Genomic DNA, 24606 nt, shown 5'->3' on the forward strand with positions numbered 1-24606 from the left:
AATGTGCACTTGTAGCCTTGATGCAAGGAGGCACGACTGGAATCAGGGAATCATAGACAGAACTTACGCCCTTTGCGTCTCGGCCTTCAGCTTCGGGCTCTCTTCCGGTTTGTAAATATCCTTGATCAGCCCCATCACTTTATAGCTCTCTTTCAAACCCACCATTGCGCAGGTACTCATAACGCCACCCATGAGCGCACCACCGACCCCGGCAGTCACAACATCGGCGCCGGTAAGATAAAGGTTCTTAACAGGCGTTATCGGGTGTAACCAGTCCTGCTGAAAGCGGTCAACCGTATGATTGATACCATAAATTTCGCCCTCTTTATTCCATTGGAACCACTGGGTCGATAACGGTGTTGAAAGTTCTACATAGTCGATGGCGTCACGCAGTTGTGGCATGTGCTTATACAGCGTCTCAAGCAGCGAGTTTTGAATCTCTTCTTTTAACTCATCATACCCTTCACCACGCTTGTTCCACGTTGTCCCTTGCCACTGCTGAAACCACTTATGATTGGTGGGTGCGACAATTTCAACCGTTGACTTACCCGGGAAACGATCATTCCAGGCAGGGTCTTTGGCAGATGGGAACGAAATATAGGTCAGTGGAAAATCATCTGTACCGTCTGAGGCCAAGAAACGTGAAACATTCTCATCATGATTCACATCAGGGTAGATCCAGAAGTTAGTCTTCGGGATATTCAGCTCCTCGGCTGTCCCCTTAAACCCGGCATAGATACAGACGTGAGAAGCCGACAGCTCAACCTTATTCAACTGCTTAAGCAAGCCGTTTTTCTTGGCGACTTTTTCAGGTAACAAGTCCTGATAGGTTGGGTAAATTCCCGCATTGCTGACAATCTGATCCGCAAATATTTCGTGTCCGCCTTTCTTTAAACGAACGCCGTAAGCCCGGTTGTTTTTAACCAGGATTTCATCCACACCAGCATAGGTAAAGACATTGCCGCCCGCCTGCTTAATTACCGGAATAATCGTCTCGGAGATACGGGATGAGCCACCCACAGGGTAATTGCCTCCAGCAATATAGTGCTTGGCCACCATCGCATGCATCATAAATGACGAATCTTTTGGCGTTAGGCCGTAATCGCCCCACTGAGCCGTCAGCACACCGATAAGCTCTTCATTCTTAGTCAGGCCTTCCAGCACCTCGCGAGTACTTTTAAAGAAATAGTCAGGCAGCATATAGTGGCGTGCTTTGTTGTAAACAACCGCAGCCAATTTAGGCAATGCCTGCCCTGCAAAGTAGCGAGGCACCAATTTGCTAACATTGCCCAATAGCTCAACATACTGATCAATCGCATCGGCTTCAGCAGGAAAATACTCCTTCATCTGCTGTTTAAACGGCTCCTTGCCGGCAAGGTAATCATAGGTTTTGTCGCCAATGATAATGCGGTCATAGAGCTGATCCATATACGCCCATTCCAGCTGGCTATCTGAGATCACATCAAACACGCGGCGAAGCATCGAGTACGGTTTGTGAACCTCACCGACATAGTGAACGCCCACATCCCACTCATAGCCATTGCGCTCATAGGTATGACTGTAACCACCCGCAGTGTAGTGCTGCTCCAGCACACACACTTTTTTGCCTAGTTTGGACAGCAGAGCGGCATTGCACAAACCACCAGGGCCTGACCCAATAACAATCACATCATAATGAGTGTCTGCTCTATCCTTACGAAAACGAGTTCCTGTACGTTTCACTGTTCACCTCTGCCGTTATTGTTATGGTGCTGACGATGATCTAATGCTCTAAGGCGACGTGTTCGCTCAATCACCTTTATGCAACTTTTTGCATATTAGTAGATCCACCAATTAATATGCAACTTTTTTCATATAATTTGTTATTATCAGCCTCACTACTATTAGAAGCAGCGGCCGTATATGTCATTGAAACACGCCATTTTAGTCTTGCTCGAAACTGAGCCCAGTAGCGGTTATGACCTTGTTAAGCATTTTAAAAGAAGCTTGGGGTATTTTTGGAATGCCAAACATCAACAAGTCTACCAGCAGCTTAAAAAATTAACTGAAGATCAGTGGGTGACCTTTCAAGCCCACTCTCAAAGTAATAAGCCCGACAAAAAGGTGTATGAAATAACAGCGTTGGGAAAGAAAGAGCTAAGTGACTGGATCAGCCAGCCAGTTAAACCAAACAGGCTAAATGACGCCTTACTGGTTAAACTCTATGGCGGGCACCTGGCAACACCAGAGAACCTGCAAGCGGAGCTGGATAACCACACTGAACTGCATCAAAGCACACTGGAAAACCTGGAACAGATTGAACAACTTTACCTGTCGTTGGATGACGATAAAAAAGCACACTATCTATTACCTTATATGACGCTGCGACGGGGTATTCTGGGAGAGAGGGCTTGGCTTGAGTGGGCCAAAGAGGTCAAAACTACACTGCAAAAAACAGCAGACACAAAAAAAGCCGATTGAATCGGCTTTTTTCATCAGGGCTTTGAGCTTATTTGCTGTTGTTAACCATGTGCTCAACCGCTGCTTTTATCTCGTCATCAGAGCATGACGCACAGGTTCCACGAGCAGGCATTGCTCGGATACCGTTGATCGCGTTCGCCAACAATGTATCCATGCCTTGCTCAACACGAGGTGCCCACTGCTCTGCGTTGCCCATCATCGGCGCGCCTGCTGCGCCAGTACCGTGACATGCAAAACACGATGAGTTATAAACATCTTCTCCTGAGCGAGCACCACCAGCAGCGGCTTCAGCAGGTGCAGCGGCCGCAGCAGAACCACAGTCCTGACCTTCAACACAGACCTCTCCGATGGGCTTAATACGATCACGAATCGCATCTTCGTCTGTTGCCGCCTGAACTGAACCGGCTAATACGGCACCCAATCCAAACACTGCTAACGCTCTCATCACTTTATTCACACTTCACCTCGTGGGATATTATTTAGTGCTATTTAATAGCTACATAATTATGGGTGACGAGATCAAAAAGCCCCGCCCGAAAAATTAGTGGCGCCATTATAGCGGTAAAGAATAACGATAAAAAGCCTACCCTTGAACACTGGTGTATACTGTGGCCTTTAAATCGAGCTATACGGCCTGTAAACCTATGCACAAGCATCACAAACTTTCACTAATTGTCGAATTCAGCGCACTTATTGTGCTGGTTGCCTCAATGGTCTGGATCGGCCAAATAAAACAGGCAGGCGAAGCTATTTCCACCTGGCAGCTTGCCCTCCCTATTGTAGCCAGTTTTTTTGTTTTGACTGGTTTTATGAGCAATATGTACTTCCGGTGGATCGATAGCGCTGGAGGCAAGTCATCAACCACACAACGCAATAGAGTCTTTTTCTGGTTGCTGGCTCTTTCTCTGTTATCGGTATGGTGTATTGCCGTGATCAAAACATTCTGGATGGGCGGCGCGTAATACAATCACAATATTTTGGGTTAGAACACTAGACACACTCTGCCTGCCTGCGTATTATAGCCGCCTGATCTATTTGCCCTTTTTCAAGGGCATAACGATTGAAGATAATGTCCGCCCGTAGCTCAGCTGGATAGAGTAGGTGGCTTCGAACCACTTGGTCGGGAGTTCGAATCTCTCCGGGCGGGCCATTTCTTTGATTTGTTAATTTCCTCCTTCTTGAATACCAACTCATAACCCAGATTACCGCGTTTTAACTTGCCTATAGCTCACATTTGCAACGCAGCTTGTACCCCACCTCTACTTCAGCCCAAATATCACTGGGGCTTGAGAGCAATAATGTGATTATCCATCATCATAGGCGCGTAGATCACACCATTGCCAGCACTACCAATATCCGCCAGCCCGGCGGTTAGCTGTAACACCTTATGGCGCTCATTTCCGGAAAGGCGATATAACTCACCTGTAATCCAGTCACTGATATAAAGCTGGGAGTCCATCGCAACAACGCCATCCAGGTTACCCAAATGGTATCCAGTCGCGACAGCCTTCAGTGTTTTACTTGCAACATCCAAACGGTACAAAGTGCCCGGCTCGCGTGTCGTGAAGTCATCTTTCATCCCTTCACCCCAGTTGGCAATATACAGTTCTCCGTTGTGCCACAATAAACCATTTGGATGCGGCAGCTTGGGGTTAGCCAGCCAATGGTCAAATCTATCTTCCTTCAAACGATATATGGCGCCGCCCAGCAGGTCAGACACATAAACCTCTCCACTTTCTCCGACTGTAACATCATTCAACATCTTGGCGTCTGGCGCTTGGTAATGTTTGACCACGCTGCCTTGCTGCATGTTAATAACATGCAGCGTCTGCATATCCGCCACGTACAAAAGCCCTTGGCTTACGGCCATTCCTTTTGGGGCATCCAGCCCTTCTACCCAATGTTTATCAACCACTTGGCCATCAACTGATAATTTGCTGATATAACCTTGTCCGTTCATTTCAACCGGCTGCCCATTAATATTGCTCACATACAGCAGCTGACCGTCAGGGCCTGCAACCACAGATTCAGGCTGATCCATGCCCTCCACCTTCCAAAGAGGCGCGAGTTCTTCCGCTTGTGCTATTGGCACTATCGCATACGTTGCTACAGCCATTAACACCAGCGCGCCCCAGGATTTAATCGTATTTCTCATAACGGTTCTCTCCTTAACCTTATAAACGTTTAAAATACCGCATTGGGTACTGACGTTAAGAAGAATATATAAACAAGCTTTTGCTGCAATTTAATTGGAGTCAGGTATTATAATTTAATACTTTTTTGTTTTTTCAGGATCAATCTATGAGCGAACACCGGCAACGTAGCAGCCTATTCGGCGCATTGAAGCAGATTTTAAAAAGTCAGGGCATACGGTATAAAGATCTGGCAGACATCATGCAGACATCGGAGCCAACCATCAAACGGCTATTTCAGGAACAGGACTGCAAGCTAAGTCGTTTGATCGACATCTGTGATGCGCTTGGAATCAGCTTTAATGATCTGACAGGTATCGCCTCAAATACCCCGGTCGAGCCTACCGAGCTAACGCTGGACATCGAGCAGGCTCTCGCAGCCAACCCTTCATTGACATCCTTCTTTATACTTTTGATCAGTGAAATAAGCCCGGAGATGATCGCTCAACAAAGCCAGCTAACGCGCAGCGATGTCTACCTCTATCTAAGAGAACTTGAAAAACTGGGGCTGGTCAGGCTGGGTAAACAGGACTCGGTTCATATACTGGTTAAGCGCCCTATTCGTTGGCGACTTAACGGGCCGTTGCATCATACGCTGGTTCGCGTAAACCAAAACTTCATTAAAGAGGCATTAACCAACCACGCTGATGGCGGATACCCTTTTTATTCCGCCAGCCGACTGTTCAGCGAATATAGCATCAGGCAATTAAATGACGAAGTCGAACGGCTCTACCAGCGGTTCCAGCAACAGGCCGCATTAGACCAGATGTTCTACCCTGCCTCTCAGTTACAACCCTACAAAATGGTCACCACCATCGCACCTTTTAATGTCCCCCAGTATTTTAAGATAGAGAAATTCAACGAAAGGGGGTGTTCGGGAAGCTCCATTCCACCCGACAATCGACCAGCATCCAAAGCATATTGATAAAGAACAGGCTGAATAGCATTGTCCTTATAAGTGAAATTTGGCCAATCTGGATGTTCCCAATTACATTTCATGAGCCGCTTCCTGATCATATTTGGCTCATATTATCCGTAATTATGAGCCATTAATACAGATAATTTGGCTCAATTTATGAGAAATAAGAGATTAGCTAAAAACAAAGGAATAAAGGGGTCGTGGCTACAAAGAAGTAAGAGGGTGCCCCGCGCCCGATTCTATGCGCTACAGAAAACCAGAAGGCGCTAGCAGGACTGACACCGTATAGAGCCATTTGTTTACTTCAAACTATTCTTTAAGTCAGTGCCATTCGGGTCAAAGCCCTTAAACCTCAAGACAAGCAATAAGCGGGTAAAGAGTCAAGAGTTGTTAATAGCCGCGTTTATATCACGTAACTGTTCAATTAATTCTTCAAAGCTATATGGCAGACCACTTGGAAACATATCAGACATTTTTTCCCAGTCACTTTTAAGTAAATCAGCTACCTCATCCACAGGCACCAATTTGAGTGAGCCTGGGATGGCCTCATTCCACTTAGCGGCACCACGTGCAAAATATTTGCGCTTATGATCTACAACAGCGGCCAACAACTCGGTATTGCTGACATACTCAGGATTGATAGCATAAATCCTAACAATGTCGTAAATGTGCCGTGACTGACGTTCGTTAATGTGCTCAGCGCCTCGATTATTAAGCTCATGCATCAACGTAATTTTTTCGAAGAAAGTACGATCGCAACCCAATACATCAATAGTGCACTCGTCACCCTTCTGGCCCGTTGCCTCCATAGCTATGGGCGATACACTTTTTGATTCTGATGGATCGAAACTAGCTCTACCACCACACTCTAATAATACCCGCGGCAAGACATAATTATTTACATAGTTTTCTGTGTCTAAGTACCTAGGGTAATTTATCTCAACATCCAGGCCATTGTCTGCAATAGATACTGAGTAATCATCATTGAGCTCTTCAAGGTTTTCAACCAAGAAAGGGACGATCACCTCTTTAATTTTTTCTTTTGCCGCAAGCTCTAACCGTTCCATTCGTTTCTTTCGAGCGGTATTTGATTCCTCATCAGGTTCTGGAATTGGGTGGCCGAGGTAAGTCATATGAAGCGAAAGATCAATGTCTTCCGACATACGATCAATGCAGCCATAAACTTTACTGAGCGAGGTACCGCCTTTGAACAGGAAAGGTGTATCAACCTCAGACTTGCATGTAGGCTTAAGCTTCTCAAACAACAGACTAAGAACCAAGGTTACGTGATAGTCCTTTTCTACCACATAAGCAGGCCAGCCTTTTGCAGTTGCTGCAGCTTCGAAGAGGTCTTGCTTTTCGCTGTCGCTCAACGAAAAAAGAAACGGTACGCTCATTCTCTACTCTCCCAGAATGGCCGTAGCCCAACGCAGCTTGCCGTTAGTAATCGCTATTAAAAGTTTATTTCGTGTTCGTACAGAAAGCCTTTCAAACGATTCGCGAATTAAACCCGCCTTATTATGGGCCTCTTGCTCTCCTAAATACTCAAGAGCAACCCATAAGGTCGCGGCATACTCTTTCTCTTTAGCGTTAGTACCTTCAAGTTTTTTTATAAGCTCTTCAAAAGCACGACTATAGCGAAAACCAACACTGAGTTTACCGAAAACGACAGGCTCAATACGTTTAGTGGAAATATAACTGTGCCCCAAGCTCATCTGACTAGACCAGCCCAAGGCATTCAGCGCGGCTGCGCCTGCAGGCAAAATATAAGCATGGCGCTCTGCCGCCAATACCGAAGCCACGACCTCAGGTTTGGGTCCCACAGTACCGAATCGAGTCTCTTTAGGGCGATGCCATAATCCTCGCTCCAATCTAACCACACGCTTTCTAGACTCAAGCGTGGAAAGTGCATGAGATAATGTATCCTTTGGAACGCTGAGTTTTGCTACAAGCTGACCAAAGCTAAATACAGAGCCATAAGGCCTATGCTTAATGTATTCTTCTGCTTGCTCTATAACACTCATAATATTGACCTAAGCGAAACTCAGTAATAATAGGTGGCACGCATGTAAAAACCTGTATAAATACTACACAATAATTCAATAATTTGCATATATAAATTCAATGTTCTGCACACCAATAGGGGTCGGTGACAAATGATACACACCAATAGGGGTCGGTGACAAATGATATGCATTATCATTAACTCACGATTCCTTTCTCGGCCTCCCCCTGTCTGCGTATCCTATTGAACGCCCCAGCGTCTTTTCAACCTGATCTTTAAATCTGTTATTTCCTAATGGCATTGAAAAGTTAGCGGCCTTTCGAATATCGTGTACTAACTCTTTTGACAACACCGTATTGAACAACTCTCTATAATTGTGCAATCGACTTTCCTTGTCCGATCCAAGACCTGAGTAAATAGCATGTCCGGTTACTAAGGCATTGCTCTCTCCTTGCGCATTCGCTCTATAACTCGACCAACGATAATCGCCTGGGTGCCCAACCATATTCGCCATCACTGGATTTAGTTCTATATAGCGGTAGCAACTAAGTAGATAATTTTCTGCATCAACCAAACTGGCTTTATGACGACTCTCCCACAACGTGCCACACCGCTTGTATTGCCTATTAACATATTGCACATAGCGTCTACCCAATGACTGCATTACCTTCGAAATCCCTTCTTCGCTTTCAGGCGATAAGAGAAGATGGGTATGATTTGTCATCAGTACGTAGGCATGGCAGTTAACACGATAACGCTTACAGGCGTCTTTCAGACATTCCAGATAAAACGAATAATCGTCATCTGTAAAGAAACTGGCTTCTCGGTTATTTCCACGTTGAATTACGTGGCATGGCACTCCCGCCATATACATTCTTGGCTTCCTTGGCATTTTTCGATCCTTTCTTTTTCCTTCCTTGGAATCAGGCAGTATCACTTAAATTAACTGTGGACTCAATGAGTTGGTGTTAATGATTCTTATTTGTCACTGAAAATCATAAGTCGCCTCCCTCGCCGAGGCATCCAGAGGTATACTCGAGAGGGCTTACACTCAACAAAGGAGACGGCTTATGCAACTTTACTGCGGAATCGATCTTCATAGCAACAATAGCGTTGTATCGTTAATCAACGATAACGATACTATTGTTCAAGAAAAGCGTTTAGATAATGATCTCAATGATATCTCTAAACTACTAGCACCCTACCAATCAGACATTTTCGGAATAGTTGTTGAATCGACATACAATTGGTATTGGCTTGTTGATGGTCTAATGGATGAAGGCTATCCAGTTCATCTAGCTAATACGCTTGCCATTCAACAATACAGCGGATTGAAATACACGAATGATTTAACGGATGCGCGTTATTTAGCTCACCTACTAAGATTAGGCATACTTCCTACGGGATATATTTACCCTAAAGCTTTACGTGCTATTCGCGATCTACTAAGGAGAAGGCTCTTGCTGGTTAAGCAACGAACCGCTCATCACCTTAGTTTACAAAGCATGATTAACCGGCACACAGGTGAGAGGCTTAATGCGAATAAGATAAAACATCTTACAGAAGCAGAACTGAAAGCTCACTTTTCAACAAGCGCAGCGCAACTAACTGCGTTGACTGAGTGGCATATGATGAAAAAACTCTCTCAGCAAATTACTACGATAGAAAATTTTGTTCTCAGAGAATGCCAGCAAGGGGAATTGTATTCAATTCTACTTAGTATCCCTGGCGTTGGAAAAATACTGGCGATGACCATTTTGCTTGAGACTGGACCAATTGAGCGTTTTCCTCGTGTTGGAAATTATTCATCTTATGCTCGTTGTGTGCCTTCCGATAAGGTCAGCAATGGTAAATCAAAAGGGAAAGGAAATACGAAGAACGGAAATAGATATTTAGCAATGGCTTTTGTTGAAGCAGCACATTATGCATCTATCTGGAATACTGATATAAAACGAGCCTATCAACGCAGGCTGAAGAAATCACCAACAATGGTTGCCAAGAAAGCGATAGCCAATAAATTAACGAGAGCGTGTTATCACATGCTCAAGGAGAAAACGATGTTTGATATTAAACTCGCATTTGGTTAAACAGCTTTTCAGGCGATGAGATCAAAAGGGGTATGGTTAACCTAGGGCTCTGAATATCCTTCGCCTGAACCTAATTTGGTTTAATGGAGTGCCCTCTGCATAAGCTCTCCGGAGACTGACTTCGAGTCTTTAACTCTGTACCAATTAGCTATGCAGGGGTACTGATTATTTAATGGGGTATGAATATACCAGGGGTAAGCGGCTTTGCGCGTTATGGGGCTCAGCCGTTTAGCCTTGATCCTGATGGGTGACTGAAGCACTTCATTTTGAAGTAGCACAACACAACTAAAATCAGGTGTACTTCATGACAGCCAAAACAGTTTATATTTAGGCATGGGTGCCACGACGCGCTTCGTTCAAACTCGTGCTATTGACAAACTAGCGACTTATGGGCGACCCCTTAAAACGTTCTACGCGCTTCGTTCAAACTCGTGCTATTGACAAACTAGCGACTTATGGGTGACCCCTTAAATTAAATTATTATTCTTCTTAATTTAGCACGCCGAGTTAAACAAAGGTCTGTCACAGGGAAAATCAGATGGGAATATATTGCTTTTAATACCGCCAGTTAGAGTTTTTATTAAAAAATCAACTAACGTAATTTCATACTTTTCATACTCTGCTTGTCGCGCAGCATTTATCACTATAGGCCAAGTAGATGGATTCCCCCCAACTTGCCAAAAAAGAACATCTCCATTGTCCGTTGCTCCTAAGGGTAAAAGCCCTCTTTTTTCAGGATACATAGAAAACAAGAGGGTCTCATTCCCGGACTTTTTGAGATATTCAAAGGTTTCGGTTTCTGTAGTCAGTCTCTCGAATAAGTTTATATTAGGGTTCTCGGAAAATGGGTTAAAAACCCACAAGAAATCATCAACTGAGCCCGACCCATAAGAGCTAACAAACTCTTTGTAATCGTTAGGCAGCTGTATACCGAGCTTCTTTTCAATTTCACTCCAAAGGGGGTCAGAAGGCACTTCCAGTGAACAAGAAGGAGGCGTCAACAACTGCTTCAGTTTAGTTATATTATTCACTTCATCACACTCACATTCCTGGTGGGTTTAATATAGTAACACCTAATGAAAAACCTTTAGACCCTTCAGCCTGAATAGTAATCCCTCTTGGTACAAGATTATTTCCTTTATAAATTGGTAAAGCCAAATAGTTTGCTACCTCACCCTGCTTAACAACATTTGCTACTGAACTTTCAAAATCCCTCATAACTGGAGAATTTGTCCAATTTTGTTGCAACGTCACAATGTTCTCAGGGATTTTCCCTGATCCACCCAACTGATTACCTAAAAGGTGGCCTCTAGCCTCATTATTGAGAGTGCCATTTCCACTCCAGCCTGGAGGAATAATCGAACGACTTGCAGGAGACCCTGTACCAATCATATCAGGAGTAATAGTTGCGCTTACACCTGTGGGGCGCGATAGTTCATCTAACTTTCCGTAGTCAATAGATCCACTAAAAAGATTATCATAGACCCTTTCCCCAATTTTTACATAAGGGTTCTTTTTAGCAGCGGCAATAAACACCGCAGATACACCGTCCTCGACATAACTTTGCGCAAGCTCACGAGGATCAAGCATTTCCATTGTTGGAATGACGCCTTTTTCTAAGTAGTCATTCCCAAATTCCACCATGGCATCGGCAACTATTTCATAGTTTTGCTCTGTTTCAGGGTATGTCGGATTAAAAAAGTCATCACTTCCATAGTTAGTCGTACCAACCGTCTCAATGTTAACTAAAGCAGCCGACTCACCGGACCAATCCCATGAAAAGGGATTCCACCACTCATAACCAGTTGGATCAACACCACTTAGAGGGTTATTCCAACCATAAGAGTAACGATTATAACTCTGACTAAAATAAGGAGCCTGAACATAAGGATCCGCACTCAAGAACCGCCCAATGACCGGGTCATAGACCCGCCCGTTCATATGAATGAGCCCTACCTCATCCATATGCTCATGGTCTGTAAACCCTCTGTCATCGGTCACTGGGTCTAACGTCGTCCCAGCACGTGCATCTTCTACCCGTTCCCCAAACGGGGCAAAGAAGGAACGTTCAATCACTGACGCTTGTAGGTCATCGGTTACATCGTCATCTACCACGGTATCAACCGACCCTAAATGATCTCTCAAGGTATAGGTCTGCGTTACCGTCTCACCTTCACGCTTATCGATCAGGAAGTCGCCCACATAACTCTTAAGCGTTGTGACACCTGCAACCGTCTCTTCTTCATAGATACCGCCACCAATGTATATGGTTTCAGATAGTTCGCCATTAGCATCTTTACGTTGGTAGAAACGCGCATCATCTGGCCCGTAGAGGTAGTTAAAGGTGGTGCTGCCTTTAGAATAGAGGGTTCCCACATTATTATGAATTCTTTATTGACAGTTGAAATAAAGCATTATTACACTGTCCCTTGTCCTAGGATGACGGACAGTCAATAGAGCGATAAAAATGAAAAGTCAAGACATACTTATTTTATTAAAGCTTGTCTCCCTTCAGAAACAAACTCGGCGAGAAGTGAAGAAGGGTCAGCAAGGTGCTAACTGGATTGAAGAATCAAAAGAATACTTTCCGCCCGATTGGCAAGGGTGGGAAGACGACCTGCATGAAGCGCAGCAAGAGCTAGATGGAATCCCACAATTCGAGGAGAGGTACTCTCTTCGTGGGCTCCAGTCATTAACAGGCATCAGCAAAACAGAAATCAGTGCATCTCTAAAACGAAGCATTGCCGTAGGCATGGCAATGCATGATCGAAAGACAGGCTATCCTAAAGCCAATACGAAAGCCTTGCTGGAGTTTGCAGTTCACGGTCTAAAGTATGTTTTCCCTGTTAAGCCCGCTGAAATTGTAAGAGGGATACCTACTTCATTCGCTGCGCCAGTAATGGAAGGAAAACTGATGACAGCAGGAGAGATGATCTGTGTATGGCCTGATGCCAGAGGTAATAGCAAAGGCCAAGCAGTCAAGCCTTTATATAAATCGGTACCTAAGGCGGTGAAACTAGACCCAGACCTATACGAACTGCTTGCACTAGTCGATGCGATTCGATTGGGAAACTCGCGCGAAGCCAAACTTGCCGAGCAACTATTAGCAGATAAGTTGAAGATATGAGCACTGTTAACAAATTAATGGATATGATGATAACAGTATCCAATGCCTTAGGTTCAGAGCTTTTGAATGAAGTGGCTTTCGTTGGCGGATGTACAACAGGCCTGCATGTGACCGATGACTTTACCAAAGAGGGTGTTCGATATACTGATGACGTAGACCTCATCATTAGCGTCACCGGCTATCCCGGCTGGAATACCTTTCAGGAAAGACTCAAAGAGAAAGGCTTTCGAGTTTCTATGGAAGACAATATCAACTGCCGTATGAGACTAGGAGAGTTAATCGTGGACTTTATGCCTGATGATGAAGCAGTACTAGGGTACTCTAATCGATGGTATGCAGAGGCAATGGATGCAGCTAAGCCTTATCCGTTAACACCGAGCATTACGATAAAACTGATCACACCTCCCTACTTCATCGCCACCAAGCTAGAAGCCTACAATGGCAGAGGCAATAATGATCCCATTGGAAGTCGTGACATTGAAGATATTCTCTGCCTTTTCGATGGTCGCGAGGAGTTATTCAGAGAATTAAAGGAGTCTTCCCAAGACCTACGAGAGTATATTTCTGAGCAAGTTGCTTTATTACTAGATCACAATGATTTCGAATATGCGGTTCAATCAACAGCAAAGGGAGACGTAGATAGAGAAGACCTTCTATTTGAGCGCCTTGAAGCCGTCAAACTACTTTCTAAAGATCAATGAAAACAATATCTTTCACACAAAAAGGAACACGCACTGACGACAATCGAGATGCCCTAGTTGCCTCACAGAATAACGACGTGAGTCTTTTCATAATAGTGGACGGCTCGACAAACTGTCCCTATGGAGGAGGCCTGGCAAGAGCATTAACTACACATATTGAACAAGGTTTTAAAACGCTACCACCTCAAGCACTACAGTTCGCTGAATTAAAACAATCATTAATCCTATTGCTTAAGCAAGCGCAGCTAGACTTAAGAACTAAATATCCTGCTGATTCTGCCAGCTATCTTCTCGTGTGTATTAAGAACAATGTGGCAATTGTCCTTCACGCAGGAGATTGTTTTCTAGAACGACTCCCAAAACCTTATAATTTAAACCGTCGTAAACCACTCAGGCACCCTTGGGTGAATCGCATTCACTGCCTCGCTACTGCTATAAATCCCACTACACTCGATAAACTAAAAAATGATCCTGATCGACATGCACTTACCCAGAGTTTTAAAGCTCGGCGTTTTAATCAACCTCAATGGCAAGTCAGAGCACTTCGTGAGAACGAACGTCTCATTCTATCAAGTGATGGCTTTTGGGCAGGCCTTTCAGACTCTCAGCAACAATACCTGGTGAGGCAAGTATATAACCAAGAAGAATCACGCTTAAATGAATCCGATGATGATATCAGTTTCATATTAATCGAAAATACGAAACAGAAATAATCAACCTGGGCGTCAATTGTGGAGGCCGCAGCGCCGCCAAAACCAATTGCAGCAGCAAAAGAATTTGCTAAAGAAGTCAAACAAGTCCACAAACCACTACAATATCCAGCAGGGTCAGTGACACTCAAAGGATTATTCCAACCATAAGAATAACGGTTATATGACTGAGAATTGTAAGGTGCCTGAACATACGGATCGGCACTCAAAAACCGCCCAATAACCGGATCATAAACCCGCCCGTTCATATGAATGAGCCCTACCTCATCCATATGCTCATGGTCTGTAAACCCTCGGTCATCGGTCACCGGCTCTAACGTCGTCCCTGCACGAGCATCTTCTACCCACTCCACTTAAAAACCTGCCCTTTCTGGATTTTTCCAGCGTTGCTGTCTAGTGTTTCATATGCACTCAATAGTTATTGCGCTTCTGCATATGCTCGACGCCACAGCCATTAGAGGGGTCAAGGTTCATGAGAAAGCCGGGGTTTAGTCAGAAAATCACGATTGCTGCCAGTTTTATACTGGTTCTGGGGTTGTTCTTTTTCTCGTTGGTGAACTACTTTCGGATGCAGAGTCAGACTCACCAGGACTTGCAGCAGGAAATCGCCGCAACGTCAGAGGCGGCGACAGCGAACATCTCAAATTGGCTGAATGGTAAGCTGGACTTGGTTAAAGCCGTTGCAGATCAGGTTGCATCAACAACTGACCCGAACGCAGTGACAGAGCTGTTAACATTGGCAGGTCGGCACCAAAAGGGGGCGGTGACAAATGATATGCATTATCATTAACTCACGATTCCTTTCTCGGCCTCCCCCTGTCTGCGTATCCTATTGAACGCCCCAGTGTCTTTTCAATCTGATCTTTAAATCTGTTATTTCCTAATGGCATTGAAAAGTTAGCGGCCTTTCGAATATCGTGCACTAACTCTTTTGACAACACCGTATTGAACAATTCTCTATAATTGTGCAATCGACCTTCCTTGTCCGACCCAAGACCTGAGTAAATAGCATGTCCAGTTACTAAGGAATTGTTCTCTCCTTGCGCATTCGCTCTATAACTCGACCAACGATAATCGCCTGGGTGCCCAACCATATTCGCCATCACTGGATTTAGCTCTATATAGCGGTAGCAACTAAGTAGATAATTTTCTGCATCAACCAAACTGGCTTTATGACGACTCTCCCACAACGTACCACACCGCTTGTATTGCCTATTTACATATTGCACATAGCGTCTACCCAATGACTGCATCACCTTCGAAATCCCCTCTTCGCTTTCAGGCGATAAGAGAAGATGGGTATGATTTGTCATCAGTACGTAGGCATGGCAGTTAACACGATAACGCGTACAGGCGTCTTTCAGACATTCCAGATAAAACGAATAATCGTCATCTGTAAAGAAACTGGCTTCTCGGTTATTTCCACGTTGAATAACGTGGCATGGCACTCCCGCCATATACATTCTTGGCTTCCTTGGCATTTCTTGATCCTTTCTTTTTCCTTCCTTGGAATCAGGCAGTATCACTTAAATTAACTGTGGACTCAATGAGTTGATGTTAATGATTCTTATTTGTCACTGAAAATCATAAGTCGCCTCCCTCGCCGAGGCATCCAGAGGTATACTCGAGAGGGCTTACACTCAACAAAGGAGACGGCTTATGCAACTTTACTGCGGAATCGATCTTCATAGCAACAATAGCGTTGTATCGTTAATCAACGATAACGATACTATTGTTCAAGAAAAGCGTTTAGATAATGATCTCAATGATATCTCTAAACTACTAGCACCCTACCAATCAGACATTTTCGGAATAGTTGTTGAATCGACATACAATTGGTATTGGCTTGTTGATGGTCTAATGGATGAAGGCTATCCAGTTCATCTAGCTAATACGCTTGCCATTCAACAATACAGCGGATTGAAATACACGAATGATTTAACGGATGCGCGTTATTTAGCTCACCTACTAAGATTAGGCATACTTCCTACGGGATATATTTACCCTAAAGCTTTACGTGCTATTCGCGATCTACTAAGGAGAAGGCTCTTGCTGGTTAAGCAACGAACCGCTCATCACCTTAGTTTACAAAGCATGATTAACCGGCACACAGGTGAGAGGCTTAATGCGAATAAGATAAAACATCTTACAGAAGCAGAACTGAAAGCTCACTTTTCAACAAGCGCAGCGCAACTAACTGCGTTGACTGAGTGGCATATGATGAAAAAACTCTCTCAGCAAATTACTACGATAGAAAATTTTGTTCTCAGAGAATGCCAGCAAGGGGAATTGTATTCAATTCTACTTAGTATCCCTGGCGTTGGAAAAATACTGGCGATGACCATTTTGCTTGAGACTGGACCAATTGAGCGTTTTCCTCGTGTTGGAAATTATTCATCTTATGCTCGTTGTGTGCCTTCCGATAAGGTCAGCAATGGTAAATCAAAAGGGAAAGGAAATACGAAGAACGGAAATAGATATTTAGCAATGGCTTTTGTTGAAGCAGCACATTATGCATCTATCTGGAATACTGATATAAAACGAGCCTATCAACGCAGGCTGAAGAAATCACCAACAATGGTTGCCAAGAAAGCGATAGCCAATAAATTAACGAGAGCGTGTTATCACATGCTCAAGGAGAAAACGATGTTTGATATTAAACTCGCATTTGGTTAAACAGCTTTTCAGGCGATGAGATCAAAAGGGGTATGGTTAACCTAGGGCTCTGAATATCCTTCGCCTGAACCTAATTTGGTTTAATGGAGTGCCCTCTGCATAAGCTCTCCGGAGACTGACTTCGAGTCTTTAACTCTGTACCAATTAGCTATGCAGGGGTACTGATTATTTAATGGGGTATGAATATACCAGGGGTAAGCGGCTTTGCGCGTTATGGGGCTCAGCCGTTTAGCCTTGATCCTGATGGGTGACTGAAGCACTTCATTTTGAAGTAGCACAACACAACTAAAATCAGGTGTACTTCATGACAGCCAAAACAGTTTATATTTAGGCATGGGTGCCACGACGCGCTTCGTTCAAACTCGTGCTATTGACAAACTAGCGACTTATGGGCGACCCCTTAATATTCATTTCATCCGGCCCCTACAGGTGTAGGGACTGCCGCTCCATGCAGGTCGTGCTGTTAAGGAATGAAAGGTCAAACCGGAAAACGTTGCAAGCACTGCTGGTAAAAAGCAAAAGGGCGAAGTCTCACTCTGCCCTCTTCTTAGATGGGTAATTGATGGGTGTCCCTTTTTAACTGGCTTTCTTTCGAAACTCTCGCACAACCGCTTTCATTGATTGCCCCTCCGAATCATCACCATAACAGTCTTCAGGTAACTCCGATTCACTATTTTTTCTATTTACATCTGCCCCTGCATCTAATAAATACTCAACACTAGTTAGGTTAGAGGCTAAATGTAAAGGTGAATCTCCCTCATCATCTACAATATTAATATCTGCACCAAACTCTATTAATAGCTTAATAATCTCTGGATTACTATGAATATGTAATGGGCATAGCCCGTCTTCTCTTCTTGCGTTCACATCCGCACCGTTCTCGAGCAAAGCCCTAACTGCGTCAACGTTTTCGTTATAGTGCAAAGGTGTGATCCCTCCTTTAGCTCTAACGTCGACACACTCTCCTTTTTTTAGAAGCTCTTTAATTTTTTTGTAAGTAGTCGCCTCATGCAACTCCGTCAAATTTAGAGATGACTTCACTTTATCTTCCACGTTCCATTATTTTTAACTTTGACACCAGGCAGTTTCGCAGCCGCATTTCTAATATTTTGCTCAGATATCTTATCCTGAACATGCCCATGATAATATTCTGAGCTGCTAGTTTCTAAATGTCGATCCAATATAACTAGTTCTTTATTTATAGCATCTACTCCAACCCTGCGGGGTGAGGTTGGCTTGATTTGGATAGAATTGTTAAGTGCCTCCTGTCCATTCGCTGGTGCTCGGCTTATTTCCCCAATATCCTGTGCTCCATGCTTATCATAAGTAGAGTCATCGTAGACTTTATCCGCCATATAATACGGAGCAATCGTTACACCATCATTTGCCGGAAATGTATATGACGTTTCCCCGTTTAAAATATTGCTAATAGGGCTCTCATACCGATACCAATCATTTTGTTGTTCGACAGGGAAACTAAGAATTGATGGCAAAGTATCAACTGCTTCGGCTCCGGGTAAAATGGAATCCTGAGCGGTTATGTGGCTTACAGGGAAGCTATATATCGTTTCCCCATTTAACGTTCCATCCCCAAGGTTTTCAGAATATAAACCTAAGGTTACTACTCCCGCCAGAGTACTAGCCACACCGGTTCCAGCAGTAACAGCCGCAGTTTCAAGTCGGATTATCGACTGTTCCATCGCAGCCAGTGTTCCTGACTGCAAGCCACCATAGCTTATTCCTCCCATGGCAGCCTCACTCATTACTAATCCTTCACCCCAATATCCACTTGGATCGACAGCACTCAAAGGATTATTCCAAACATAAGAATATCGATTGTAGCTCTGAGAGCTATAAGGAGCCTGCACATACGGATCAGCACTCAAAAACCGCCCAATGACCGGATCATAAACCCGCCCGTTCATATGAATGAGCCCTACCTCATCCATATGCTCATGGTCTGTAAACCCTCGGTCGTCGGTTACCGGTTCTAACGTCGTCCCAGCACGCGCATCTTCTACCCTCTCCCCAAACGGGGCAAAGAAGGAGCGCTCTATCACTGACGCTTGTAGGTCATCGGTTACATCGTCATCAACCACGGTATCAACCGAGCCTAAGTGGTCACGTAGGGTATAGGTTTGTGTTACGGTTTCGCCCTGTCGCTTATCGATCAGGAAGTCGCCCACATAACTCTTAAGCGTAGTCACGCCAGCAACGGTCTCTTCTTCATAGATACCGCCACCAATGTATATGGTTTCAGATAGTTCGCCATTAGCGTCTTTGTGTTGGTAGAAGCGTGCATCATCTGGCCCGTAGAGGTAGTTGATAGTGGTGCTGCCTTTAGAATAGAGGGTTCCCACATTATTATGAATTCTTTATTGACAGTTGAAATAACACCAATAGGGGTCGGTGACAAATGATATGCATTATCATTAACTCACGATTCCTTTCTCGGCCTCCCCCTGTCTGCGTATCCTATTGAACGCCCCAGCGTCTTTTCAATCTGATCTTTAAATCTGTTATTTCCTAATGGCATTGAAAAGTTAGCGGCCTTTCGAATATCGTGCACTAACTCTTTTGACAACACCGTATTGAACAATTCTCTATAATTGTGCAATCGACCTTCCTTGTCCGACCCAAGACCTGAGTAAATAGCATGTCCAGTTACTAAGGAATTGTTCTCTCCTTGCGCATTCGCTCTATAACTCGACCAACGATAATCGCCTGGGTGCCCAACCATATTCGCCATCACTGGATTTAGCTCTATATAGCGGTAGCAACTAAGTAGATAATTTTCTGCATCAACCAAACTGGCTTTATGACGACTCTCCCACAACGTACCACACCGCTTGTATTGCCTATTTACATATTGCACATAGCGTCTACCCAATGACTGCATCACCTTCGAAATCCCCTCTTCGCTTTCAGGCGATAAGAGAAGATGGGTATGATTTGTCATCAGTACGTAGGCATGGCAGTTAACACGATAACGCGTACAGGCGTCTTTCAGACATTCCAGATAAAACGAATAATCGTCATCTGTAAAGAAACTGGCTTCTCGGTTATTTCCACGTTGAATAACGTGGCATGGCACTCCCGCCATATACATTCTTGGCTTCCTTGGCATTTCTTGATCCTTTCTTTTTCCTTCCTTGGAATCAGGCAGTATCACTTAAATTAACTGTGGACTCAATGAGTTGATGTTAATGATTCTTATTTGTCACCGACCCCTTAATATTTTCAAAACCTTCATCTGATACTGAAGGTGAAGAGGTTAATGAAATTAATCATCAGCCGGTAAGTCTAATGACGTCACAGAGTGGCGGTGAAACAAAACCGTTAATTCTAGATGGACTTAACGCGTGCGAAGGAGAATATGACGGTGATTTAGAGGACATAGAAAAGGCAATCCTGAGGGTTTCCCAGCTTGCTCCTTCCTACAATATTTCGTCTGGTATATTTGAGCTTCCCGAATGCGGCAAAAAGAAGTTTTCTAAACTCGGTAGCGGGATTTCACGATCTGCATATATCGCGACAATTGAAAGCTCAAAGGGAACGACTATGCTTCTGGAAGTTGATCGTAGTGTTAATCATCATATCTCGACTGTTCTAATTAGTCTGGATTCTAAAAAGAGCAGTAATCTAGAGGCTAAAGTTAATGAGGTGTTGAAGTTAATTGTCGAAAATTCTGGAAGCTGGCCAAAAGACAAACTTGCCACGGTTGCAAAAGACTTTGGCCAGGTAGAATTTATGCAACACAGGATGCCTGCTAATGTTGCAAATCCGGCTGACTATTGGGCGAAGCGATTAATCAAGAAGTTTCAATGACTAATGCAGAAACGGTTGTATTTCAACCACGAAGCTCAGAAATTATTTGGAGCATATAGAATACATGATCATTTTCGACGTAGAGGCGAGTGGTTTGTCTGATGCTAGCTACCCGATTGAAGTCGCTTGGCAAGACAGCGATGATCCAGACTGCTTCGACAGTTTTCTAATAAATCCGAGCGAATCCTGGAAACATTGGGATGATTATGCGGAACAGGAAATTCATCATATTTCACGAAATACCCTATACAAGGAAGGGGTCTCGATTGCTGGTGCATGCACAAGACTAAACACCAAGCTCGCTGGTAAGACCATTTATTCGGATGCAATTGAGTATGATCAAAGATGGCTTCTCAAGTTGTTCGATGAAGTAGGAATGACGCCGAAGTTTTCAATCGGATCCATCTATCACGTGATAGATAAAGTTACGTTGCTGAAATTTGAAAGTTCGATTGAGAATGAATTTATCGTTCACCGAGCACTTGATGACGCAAGGCAAATCATTCGTTTATTGTTTACTGAGTAAGCCATTGGGTGAGGATAGTAAAAGGCACCCTAGCAGTCTTCTTGGGTGCCATATCTATTTGAGCAGTCCAATTCCTTAAAATATATAGAAATGTATATGGTGCTCGTGTTTGAGAGAAACCCCTTGCTTGATCCAGATGTGTGGCAACTAATTTGAGTCTAGCTGACCATCATTCATAATCGCGCGAACGCGTTTTTGTTCGCTGGTATCAAAATGAGCGGCTATCAAGTTATCGATTGATGTGGCTTTATCTTGGTCACTTAGACTCGAATCTAAAATAGATTTCCTTTCTTTGGAAAAATTGTTCAGACGTTGAGACCATTGTTGACGTTGTTCATCTAATTGAGCTAGCGCACTGGCGGCTTCTGATCCAAGCGCTTCTTCTCTAACACGAAACACTTCTTCCTGGCTTCCTCCTTCAGCCTGGATCGATGTTACTTGTTCACGAAGTTGTGCGTGGCGTTGAACTCGATTACGTCTCTCGACCAGTTCATCTGGTAAAAGCATATTAGCTTGCTCTAATCTCTCGCGCTTTTCTTCATCGCTTAATGTAGGGTCAGTGTTGATACGAATTTGTTCGATCATATAGGCATTCTGAGTATCCTCCAGACCAAAAAAGCTTTCGTACTCTGCTTGGTTAAAAAAGTCTTTTCGTAATGATTGAAGCGCACTTTGTGCGCTTATAATTTTCTCTAGGTAAGAAGCCCCATCGTCAGTATTGAGGCTCAATTCAGGATTATTCTCTGCTAGTTCAATTTTATAATCGATATAACGCTTGAGGAGAGCAAGCGCCTCAGATTTAGCTGGTTCTTGAAGGGATTCGTTAATTTCACCTTGAATAAGCGCGATAATATTGTCTATCTCTACTTCGCCATAAGTAGATAGGTAATGATCGAATAACTCTCGGATAGCATAGTTGGGAATAAGATTGTTGGACTCACTAACTTTGAAGTCTGCCTGAAAGTTGATACCTCTTAATGAGTCAGGTTTATGTAATTCTGTTATTCCCTTGGTTGTAGGCGACTCGAACAGCGTTTCATTTGCGTGTCTTGCTTCTTCCTTAAGTACAGACAGGTGGTGATTGTCTGTGGTGGCTTCTTGTTGATTACTTAAGAATGGAGATAAAAATAGTGCTGCAATGGAAAATGCAATGATACTGATGACAACAAGGCCAATGGATAGTCTATTCATTATTGTTCTTCTTTTAAGAGAGGAAAAAAAGGGGCCCGAGGAGCCCCAAAGGAAATGGACGTTACCTAAAAACGTCCCGACTGATTAAAGACCTGCATTTTTCAGCCGATTTGCGTGATCTTTGAATAAGGTTTTGGGGTTAGTTTCGAATAGAGATACTAGGCCTAAAACGTGATTATTCACATCTAGATGATTCATAAAGTAGTCATCTCGAAGTACAGTCCCGAAGTGTGAAGAACAGCGACCAGTAATCCCATCATTATCGTCGCCACTGTCGAAAGCCAAACTTGTTAAAGCAAAGAGTGGGTCGGAGATGTCTGCCCCGGACGTAAGTAATCCTGTGCCACTCCAAGAGTACAATTTGATATTCTCGCCATTGATCGTAACTTGAGAGGGACCGTTTCCACACTCACTTAATGGCAAGCCATTAGTGTAGGTTGCGTTGTATTGCGCTGAACCCGCCGCATTAAACTCTCCTAGCATGGCATAAACATCTGAATCAGATTTTTCGTTATCAGACATTAAGTTAACCAAATCACCTACAGCATTGGCAAACGTTTCAAATAGTTCACCTTGTACTGTGTCGGGTGGTGCAATATCCGTAACTAAATCTGCAATGGGTGAACCATTGTGTGGTGTGTGCATGGTAGTGACTGATGCCACTAGGTCTGGACGTGTTTCCATGACATAACGTGATGTCATACCGCCTTGGCTATGACCCATTAAGTTAAACTTCTCTATCCTACCACCTGAAGAAGCCTTAATTTCCTCAAGCTGTGCAATGAGCTCTTCGCCACGTCCAACGGAACTGTCAAACGCATTGATTTTCGCAACGTAAGCTTCACCTCCGCGACTCTCGATTGCATCAGGAATCTGGTACCAGTAGTCAATTGTAGCGATGGTATCAAACGCGAATATGCCTGGGACGAGCATAATTGGGTGTTCTGTTTTAGTGTAGCTGAAGTAATCTGATAAGAAGCCAGCTTGAGCTTGACTCGCTGCTGCGCATGTTAGAGCGGCTGTTAATGCTATTGTTTTTTTCATGAATAAATCCTCAAGGTTATTTTTATACTGAGTTTTTGTTACAGCGCTTTTTATGTTTGCACTAAATGAGAACAAGGGGATTGTAAAAACTGGGACAGTTTTGTGTAAGAACGTAAAACTATGCACCAGCTCTCATAACGCCGGAATTAACATGAATTAATTAGCAGAATCGTTACAATTAGCTAACAGTCGTTACTGAATTTAGAGTCTTATGAAAAGAAAGTCGTTATTATACCTGTCTAAGAAAAGGACCCTATTTATTGGTTATATTGATGAACCCTTGCACCTTTCTCAAGGAGCGGCGACACTGCACTTTTCTCTGGACAAGCCTTTTTATGTTAAGCAGTTGGAAAGCAATAAAGAGTTTAAGTGTACATCTGTTCTGATACCTCCAGGCTGTTCAGTTTTGATCGATTCCAAGCAGCAACCTACGGTTAATCTAAACCTTGATGTAATGGGCGAAGATATGTTTCACCTTTCTCTTGGCATGAAAATCTTGGAAGGTGAATTAGGTTTTGGCCTGAAAGAAGAAGCCTGGTATAGATCAGAACTCTACGAAATCTTTGCGAATCAAACCAGCCTAAGCAACACTATGGGCGTTTTGGATCATCTCTTACTTCCTAATACTGGAATAAAATACAATTGCGATCCACGAGTACAAACGGTTGTTGATTTGATACAGAACTCGATAGATCAGAATATTTCTATCGAGTATTTGGCAGAGCAAGTGAGTTTGTCAGTAGCAGGGCTAACTAAGCTTTTTAAGAGGCAAACGGGCGTACCAATTCGTCGCTACCGACAGTGGCATCGTTTATATATCACGGCGACAGAAATCGGGAAGGGGAAAACGCTGACACAAGCAGCCCAAGCGGCAGGCTTCGTTGACTTACCCCACTGTACTCATGCTTTTAATCTTATGTTTGGCATGAAGCCGTCTTATTTTCTGCAAAGGCCTGAAGAGATCAAAATCATTACTGAAGCTTCAGAAAACTTAAAATGTCTTCGTTAGGAAGAAATGAATAGTTAATCGTTTTCAACATTTAATGCTGTTTTGGTCGATAGACACAATAGGTATTCGCCAAGAAGCTATGAGAGTAGATAGAAAACTATAGCATCCAACTCTCATAGTATTTGAATTAA

The 24606-nt window shown here is 43.7% G+C and carries 26 protein-coding genes, 1 tRNA gene and 2 pseudogenes; 13 read left to right on the top strand and 16 right to left on the bottom strand.

The genetic code is table 11. The features are described from left to right. Window positions 1-63 precede the first annotated feature (63 nt). Window positions 64-1722, bottom strand: a complete 1659-nt coding sequence (locus MY523_RS15275; RefSeq protein ID WP_250655552.1) for a phytoene desaturase family protein — start codon at window positions 1720-1722, stop codon at window positions 64-66. 180 nt (window positions 1723-1902) lie between these two features. Here MY523_RS15275 and MY523_RS15280 point away from each other — a divergent pair, with 180 nt between their 5' ends. Beyond that, window positions 1903-2460, top strand: a complete 558-nt coding sequence (locus MY523_RS15280) for a PadR family transcriptional regulator (RefSeq protein WP_250655553.1) — start codon at window positions 1903-1905, stop codon at window positions 2458-2460. Between the two features lie 28 nt (window positions 2461-2488). On the opposite strand, the gene MY523_RS15285 is transcribed toward MY523_RS15280, so the two are convergent. Then, a complete protein-coding gene (locus MY523_RS15285) occupies window positions 2489-2905 on the bottom strand; it encodes a c-type cytochrome (RefSeq protein WP_370301532.1) in 417 nt (138 codons plus the stop codon). 163 nt (window positions 2906-3068) lie between these two features. Between MY523_RS15285 and MY523_RS15290 the strand changes: the two genes are divergently transcribed. Both MY523_RS15290 and MY523_RS15295 read left to right on the top strand, forming a co-directional pair. Next, window positions 3069-3422 (top strand): hypothetical protein, encoded by a 354-nt coding sequence (locus tag MY523_RS15290; protein ID WP_250655555.1) that lies wholly within the window; start codon window positions 3069-3071, stop codon window positions 3420-3422. 111 nt (window positions 3423-3533) lie between these two features. After that, window positions 3534-3610, top strand: a tRNA-Arg gene (locus tag MY523_RS15295). A 126-nt stretch (window positions 3611-3736) separates the two neighbouring features. Here MY523_RS15295 and MY523_RS15300 read toward each other — a convergent pair. Further along, complete coding sequence (locus tag MY523_RS15300) at window positions 3737-4615, bottom strand: SMP-30/gluconolactonase/LRE family protein (RefSeq protein WP_250655556.1); 879 nt, start codon at window positions 4613-4615, stop codon at window positions 3737-3739. Between the two features lie 146 nt (window positions 4616-4761). Between MY523_RS15300 and MY523_RS15305 the strand changes: the two genes are divergently transcribed. Then, window positions 4762-5577 carry a helix-turn-helix domain-containing protein gene (locus MY523_RS15305; RefSeq protein WP_250655557.1) on the top strand — a complete coding sequence of 272 codons (816 nt, stop codon included), beginning with the start codon at window positions 4762-4764 and terminating at the stop codon, window positions 5575-5577. 5 nt (window positions 5578-5582) lie between these two features. Here MY523_RS15305 and MY523_RS21975 read toward each other — a convergent pair. The 4 genes and pseudogenes from MY523_RS21975 to MY523_RS15320 form a co-directional block, all read right to left on the bottom strand. Then, a pseudogene (locus MY523_RS21975) lies at window positions 5583-5669 on the bottom strand (hypothetical protein); the annotation flags it as partial. 282 nt (window positions 5670-5951) lie between these two features. After that, complete coding sequence (locus tag MY523_RS15310; protein ID WP_250655558.1) at window positions 5952-6968, bottom strand: nucleotidyl transferase AbiEii/AbiGii toxin family protein; 1017 nt, start codon at window positions 6966-6968, stop codon at window positions 5952-5954. A 3-nt stretch (window positions 6969-6971) separates the two neighbouring features. Then, window positions 6972-7595: a DUF6088 family protein gene (locus MY523_RS15315; RefSeq protein ID WP_250655559.1), complete on the bottom strand. Its 624-nt coding sequence runs from the start codon at window positions 7593-7595 to the stop codon at window positions 6972-6974. A gap of 183 nt (window positions 7596-7778) precedes the next feature. Further along, a complete protein-coding gene (locus MY523_RS15320; RefSeq protein ID WP_250655560.1) occupies window positions 7779-8468 on the bottom strand; it encodes a transposase in 690 nt (229 codons plus the stop codon). Between the two features lie 178 nt (window positions 8469-8646). Here MY523_RS15320 and MY523_RS15325 point away from each other — a divergent pair, with 178 nt between their 5' ends. After that, window positions 8647-9663: an IS110 family RNA-guided transposase gene (locus MY523_RS15325; RefSeq protein ID WP_250654847.1), complete on the top strand. Its 1017-nt coding sequence runs from the start codon at window positions 8647-8649 to the stop codon at window positions 9661-9663. 494 nt (window positions 9664-10157) lie between these two features. Here MY523_RS15325 and MY523_RS15330 read toward each other — a convergent pair whose 3' ends face one another. Further along, a complete protein-coding gene (locus MY523_RS15330) occupies window positions 10158-10694 on the bottom strand; it encodes an SMI1/KNR4 family protein (RefSeq protein ID WP_250655561.1) in 537 nt (178 codons plus the stop codon). Between the two features lie 10 nt (window positions 10695-10704). Then, complete coding sequence (locus MY523_RS15335; RefSeq protein WP_250655562.1) at window positions 10705-12039, bottom strand: DNA/RNA non-specific endonuclease; 1335 nt, start codon at window positions 12037-12039, stop codon at window positions 10705-10707. Window positions 12040-12130: 91 nt separating this feature from the next. Here MY523_RS15335 and MY523_RS15340 point away from each other — a divergent pair, with 91 nt between their 5' ends. The 3 genes from MY523_RS15340 to MY523_RS15350 are packed head-to-tail and all read left to right on the top strand — an operon-like array spanning window position 12131 to window position 14204. After that, window positions 12131-12790 carry a hypothetical protein gene (locus MY523_RS15340; protein WP_250655563.1) on the top strand — a complete coding sequence of 220 codons (660 nt, stop codon included), beginning with the start codon at window positions 12131-12133 and terminating at the stop codon, window positions 12788-12790. Next, window positions 12787-13491, top strand: coding sequence for a hypothetical protein (locus MY523_RS15345; protein WP_250655564.1), 705 nt, complete (start codon window positions 12787-12789; stop codon window positions 13489-13491). The genes MY523_RS15340 and MY523_RS15345 overlap by 4 nt, the downstream gene beginning before the upstream one ends. Then, the gene (locus MY523_RS15350; RefSeq protein ID WP_250658869.1) at window positions 13488-14204 is read left to right on the top strand and encodes a hypothetical protein; all 717 of its coding nucleotides are present in this window, start codon (window positions 13488-13490) and stop codon (window positions 14202-14204) included. The genes MY523_RS15345 and MY523_RS15350 overlap by 4 nt, the downstream gene beginning before the upstream one ends. Before the next feature lie 101 nt (window positions 14205-14305). On the opposite strand, the pseudogene MY523_RS21980 reads toward MY523_RS15350, so the two are convergent. Next, window positions 14306-14497 (bottom strand): annotated as a pseudogene (locus MY523_RS21980) (RHS repeat-associated core domain-containing protein); the annotation flags it as partial. A gap of 176 nt (window positions 14498-14673) precedes the next feature. On the opposite strand from MY523_RS21980, the gene MY523_RS15360 reads away from it, so the two are divergent. Next, a complete protein-coding gene (locus MY523_RS15360; protein ID WP_250655565.1) occupies window positions 14674-14991 on the top strand; it encodes a hypothetical protein in 318 nt (105 codons plus the stop codon). 1 nt (window position 14992) lies between these two features. Here MY523_RS15360 and MY523_RS15365 read toward each other — a convergent pair whose 3' ends face one another. Beyond that, window positions 14993-15682 (bottom strand): transposase, encoded by a 690-nt coding sequence (locus MY523_RS15365; protein ID WP_250655566.1) that lies wholly within the window; start codon window positions 15680-15682, stop codon window positions 14993-14995. Between the two features lie 178 nt (window positions 15683-15860). Here MY523_RS15365 and MY523_RS15370 point away from each other — a divergent pair, with 178 nt between their 5' ends. Beyond that, window positions 15861-16877: an IS110 family RNA-guided transposase gene (locus MY523_RS15370; protein WP_250654847.1), complete on the top strand. Its 1017-nt coding sequence runs from the start codon at window positions 15861-15863 to the stop codon at window positions 16875-16877. 576 nt (window positions 16878-17453) lie between these two features. On the opposite strand, the gene MY523_RS15375 is transcribed toward MY523_RS15370, so the two are convergent. The 3 genes from MY523_RS15375 to MY523_RS15385 form a co-directional block, all read right to left on the bottom strand. Further along, entirely contained in the window at window positions 17454-17918 is a 465-nt protein-coding gene (locus MY523_RS15375) for an ankyrin repeat domain-containing protein (RefSeq protein WP_250655567.1), read from the bottom strand. Then, window positions 17915-19237 carry an RHS repeat-associated core domain-containing protein gene (locus tag MY523_RS15380; RefSeq protein WP_250655568.1) on the bottom strand — a complete coding sequence of 441 codons (1323 nt, stop codon included), beginning with the start codon at window positions 19235-19237 and terminating at the stop codon, window positions 17915-17917. Before MY523_RS15380 ends, MY523_RS15375 begins: the two co-directional genes overlap by 4 nt. A 77-nt stretch (window positions 19238-19314) precedes the next feature. Next, complete coding sequence (locus tag MY523_RS15385) at window positions 19315-20004, bottom strand: transposase (protein WP_250655566.1); 690 nt, start codon at window positions 20002-20004, stop codon at window positions 19315-19317. 179 nt (window positions 20005-20183) lie between these two features. Here MY523_RS15385 and MY523_RS15390 point away from each other — a divergent pair, with 179 nt between their 5' ends. Next, the gene (locus tag MY523_RS15390; protein WP_250655569.1) at window positions 20184-20705 is read left to right on the top strand and encodes a Tn7-like element transposition protein TnsE; all 522 of its coding nucleotides are present in this window, start codon (window positions 20184-20186) and stop codon (window positions 20703-20705) included. Between the two features lie 64 nt (window positions 20706-20769). Continuing rightward, on the top strand, window positions 20770-21231 hold the full coding sequence (locus tag MY523_RS15395; protein ID WP_250655570.1) for a 3'-5' exonuclease family protein: 462 nt from the start codon (window positions 20770-20772) through the stop codon (window positions 21229-21231). A 147-nt stretch (window positions 21232-21378) separates the two neighbouring features. On the opposite strand, the gene MY523_RS15400 is transcribed toward MY523_RS15395, so the two are convergent. Both MY523_RS15400 and MY523_RS15405 read right to left on the bottom strand, forming a co-directional pair. Continuing rightward, window positions 21379-22422, bottom strand: coding sequence for a lipase secretion chaperone (locus MY523_RS15400; protein WP_250655571.1), 1044 nt, complete (start codon window positions 22420-22422; stop codon window positions 21379-21381). 84 nt (window positions 22423-22506) lie between these two features. Beyond that, window positions 22507-23466, bottom strand: a complete 960-nt coding sequence (locus MY523_RS15405) for a lipase family alpha/beta hydrolase (RefSeq protein ID WP_250655572.1) — start codon at window positions 23464-23466, stop codon at window positions 22507-22509. 211 nt (window positions 23467-23677) lie between these two features. Here MY523_RS15405 and MY523_RS15410 point away from each other — a divergent pair, with 211 nt between their 5' ends. Next, window positions 23678-24475, top strand: a complete 798-nt coding sequence (locus tag MY523_RS15410) for a helix-turn-helix domain-containing protein (RefSeq protein ID WP_250655573.1) — start codon at window positions 23678-23680, stop codon at window positions 24473-24475. Window positions 24476-24606: the final 131 nt, after the last annotated feature.

It is taken from the genome of Alkalimarinus coralli, assembly GCF_023650515.1.
Classification (GTDB): domain Bacteria; phylum Pseudomonadota; class Gammaproteobacteria; order Pseudomonadales; family Oleiphilaceae; genus Alkalimarinus; species Alkalimarinus coralli.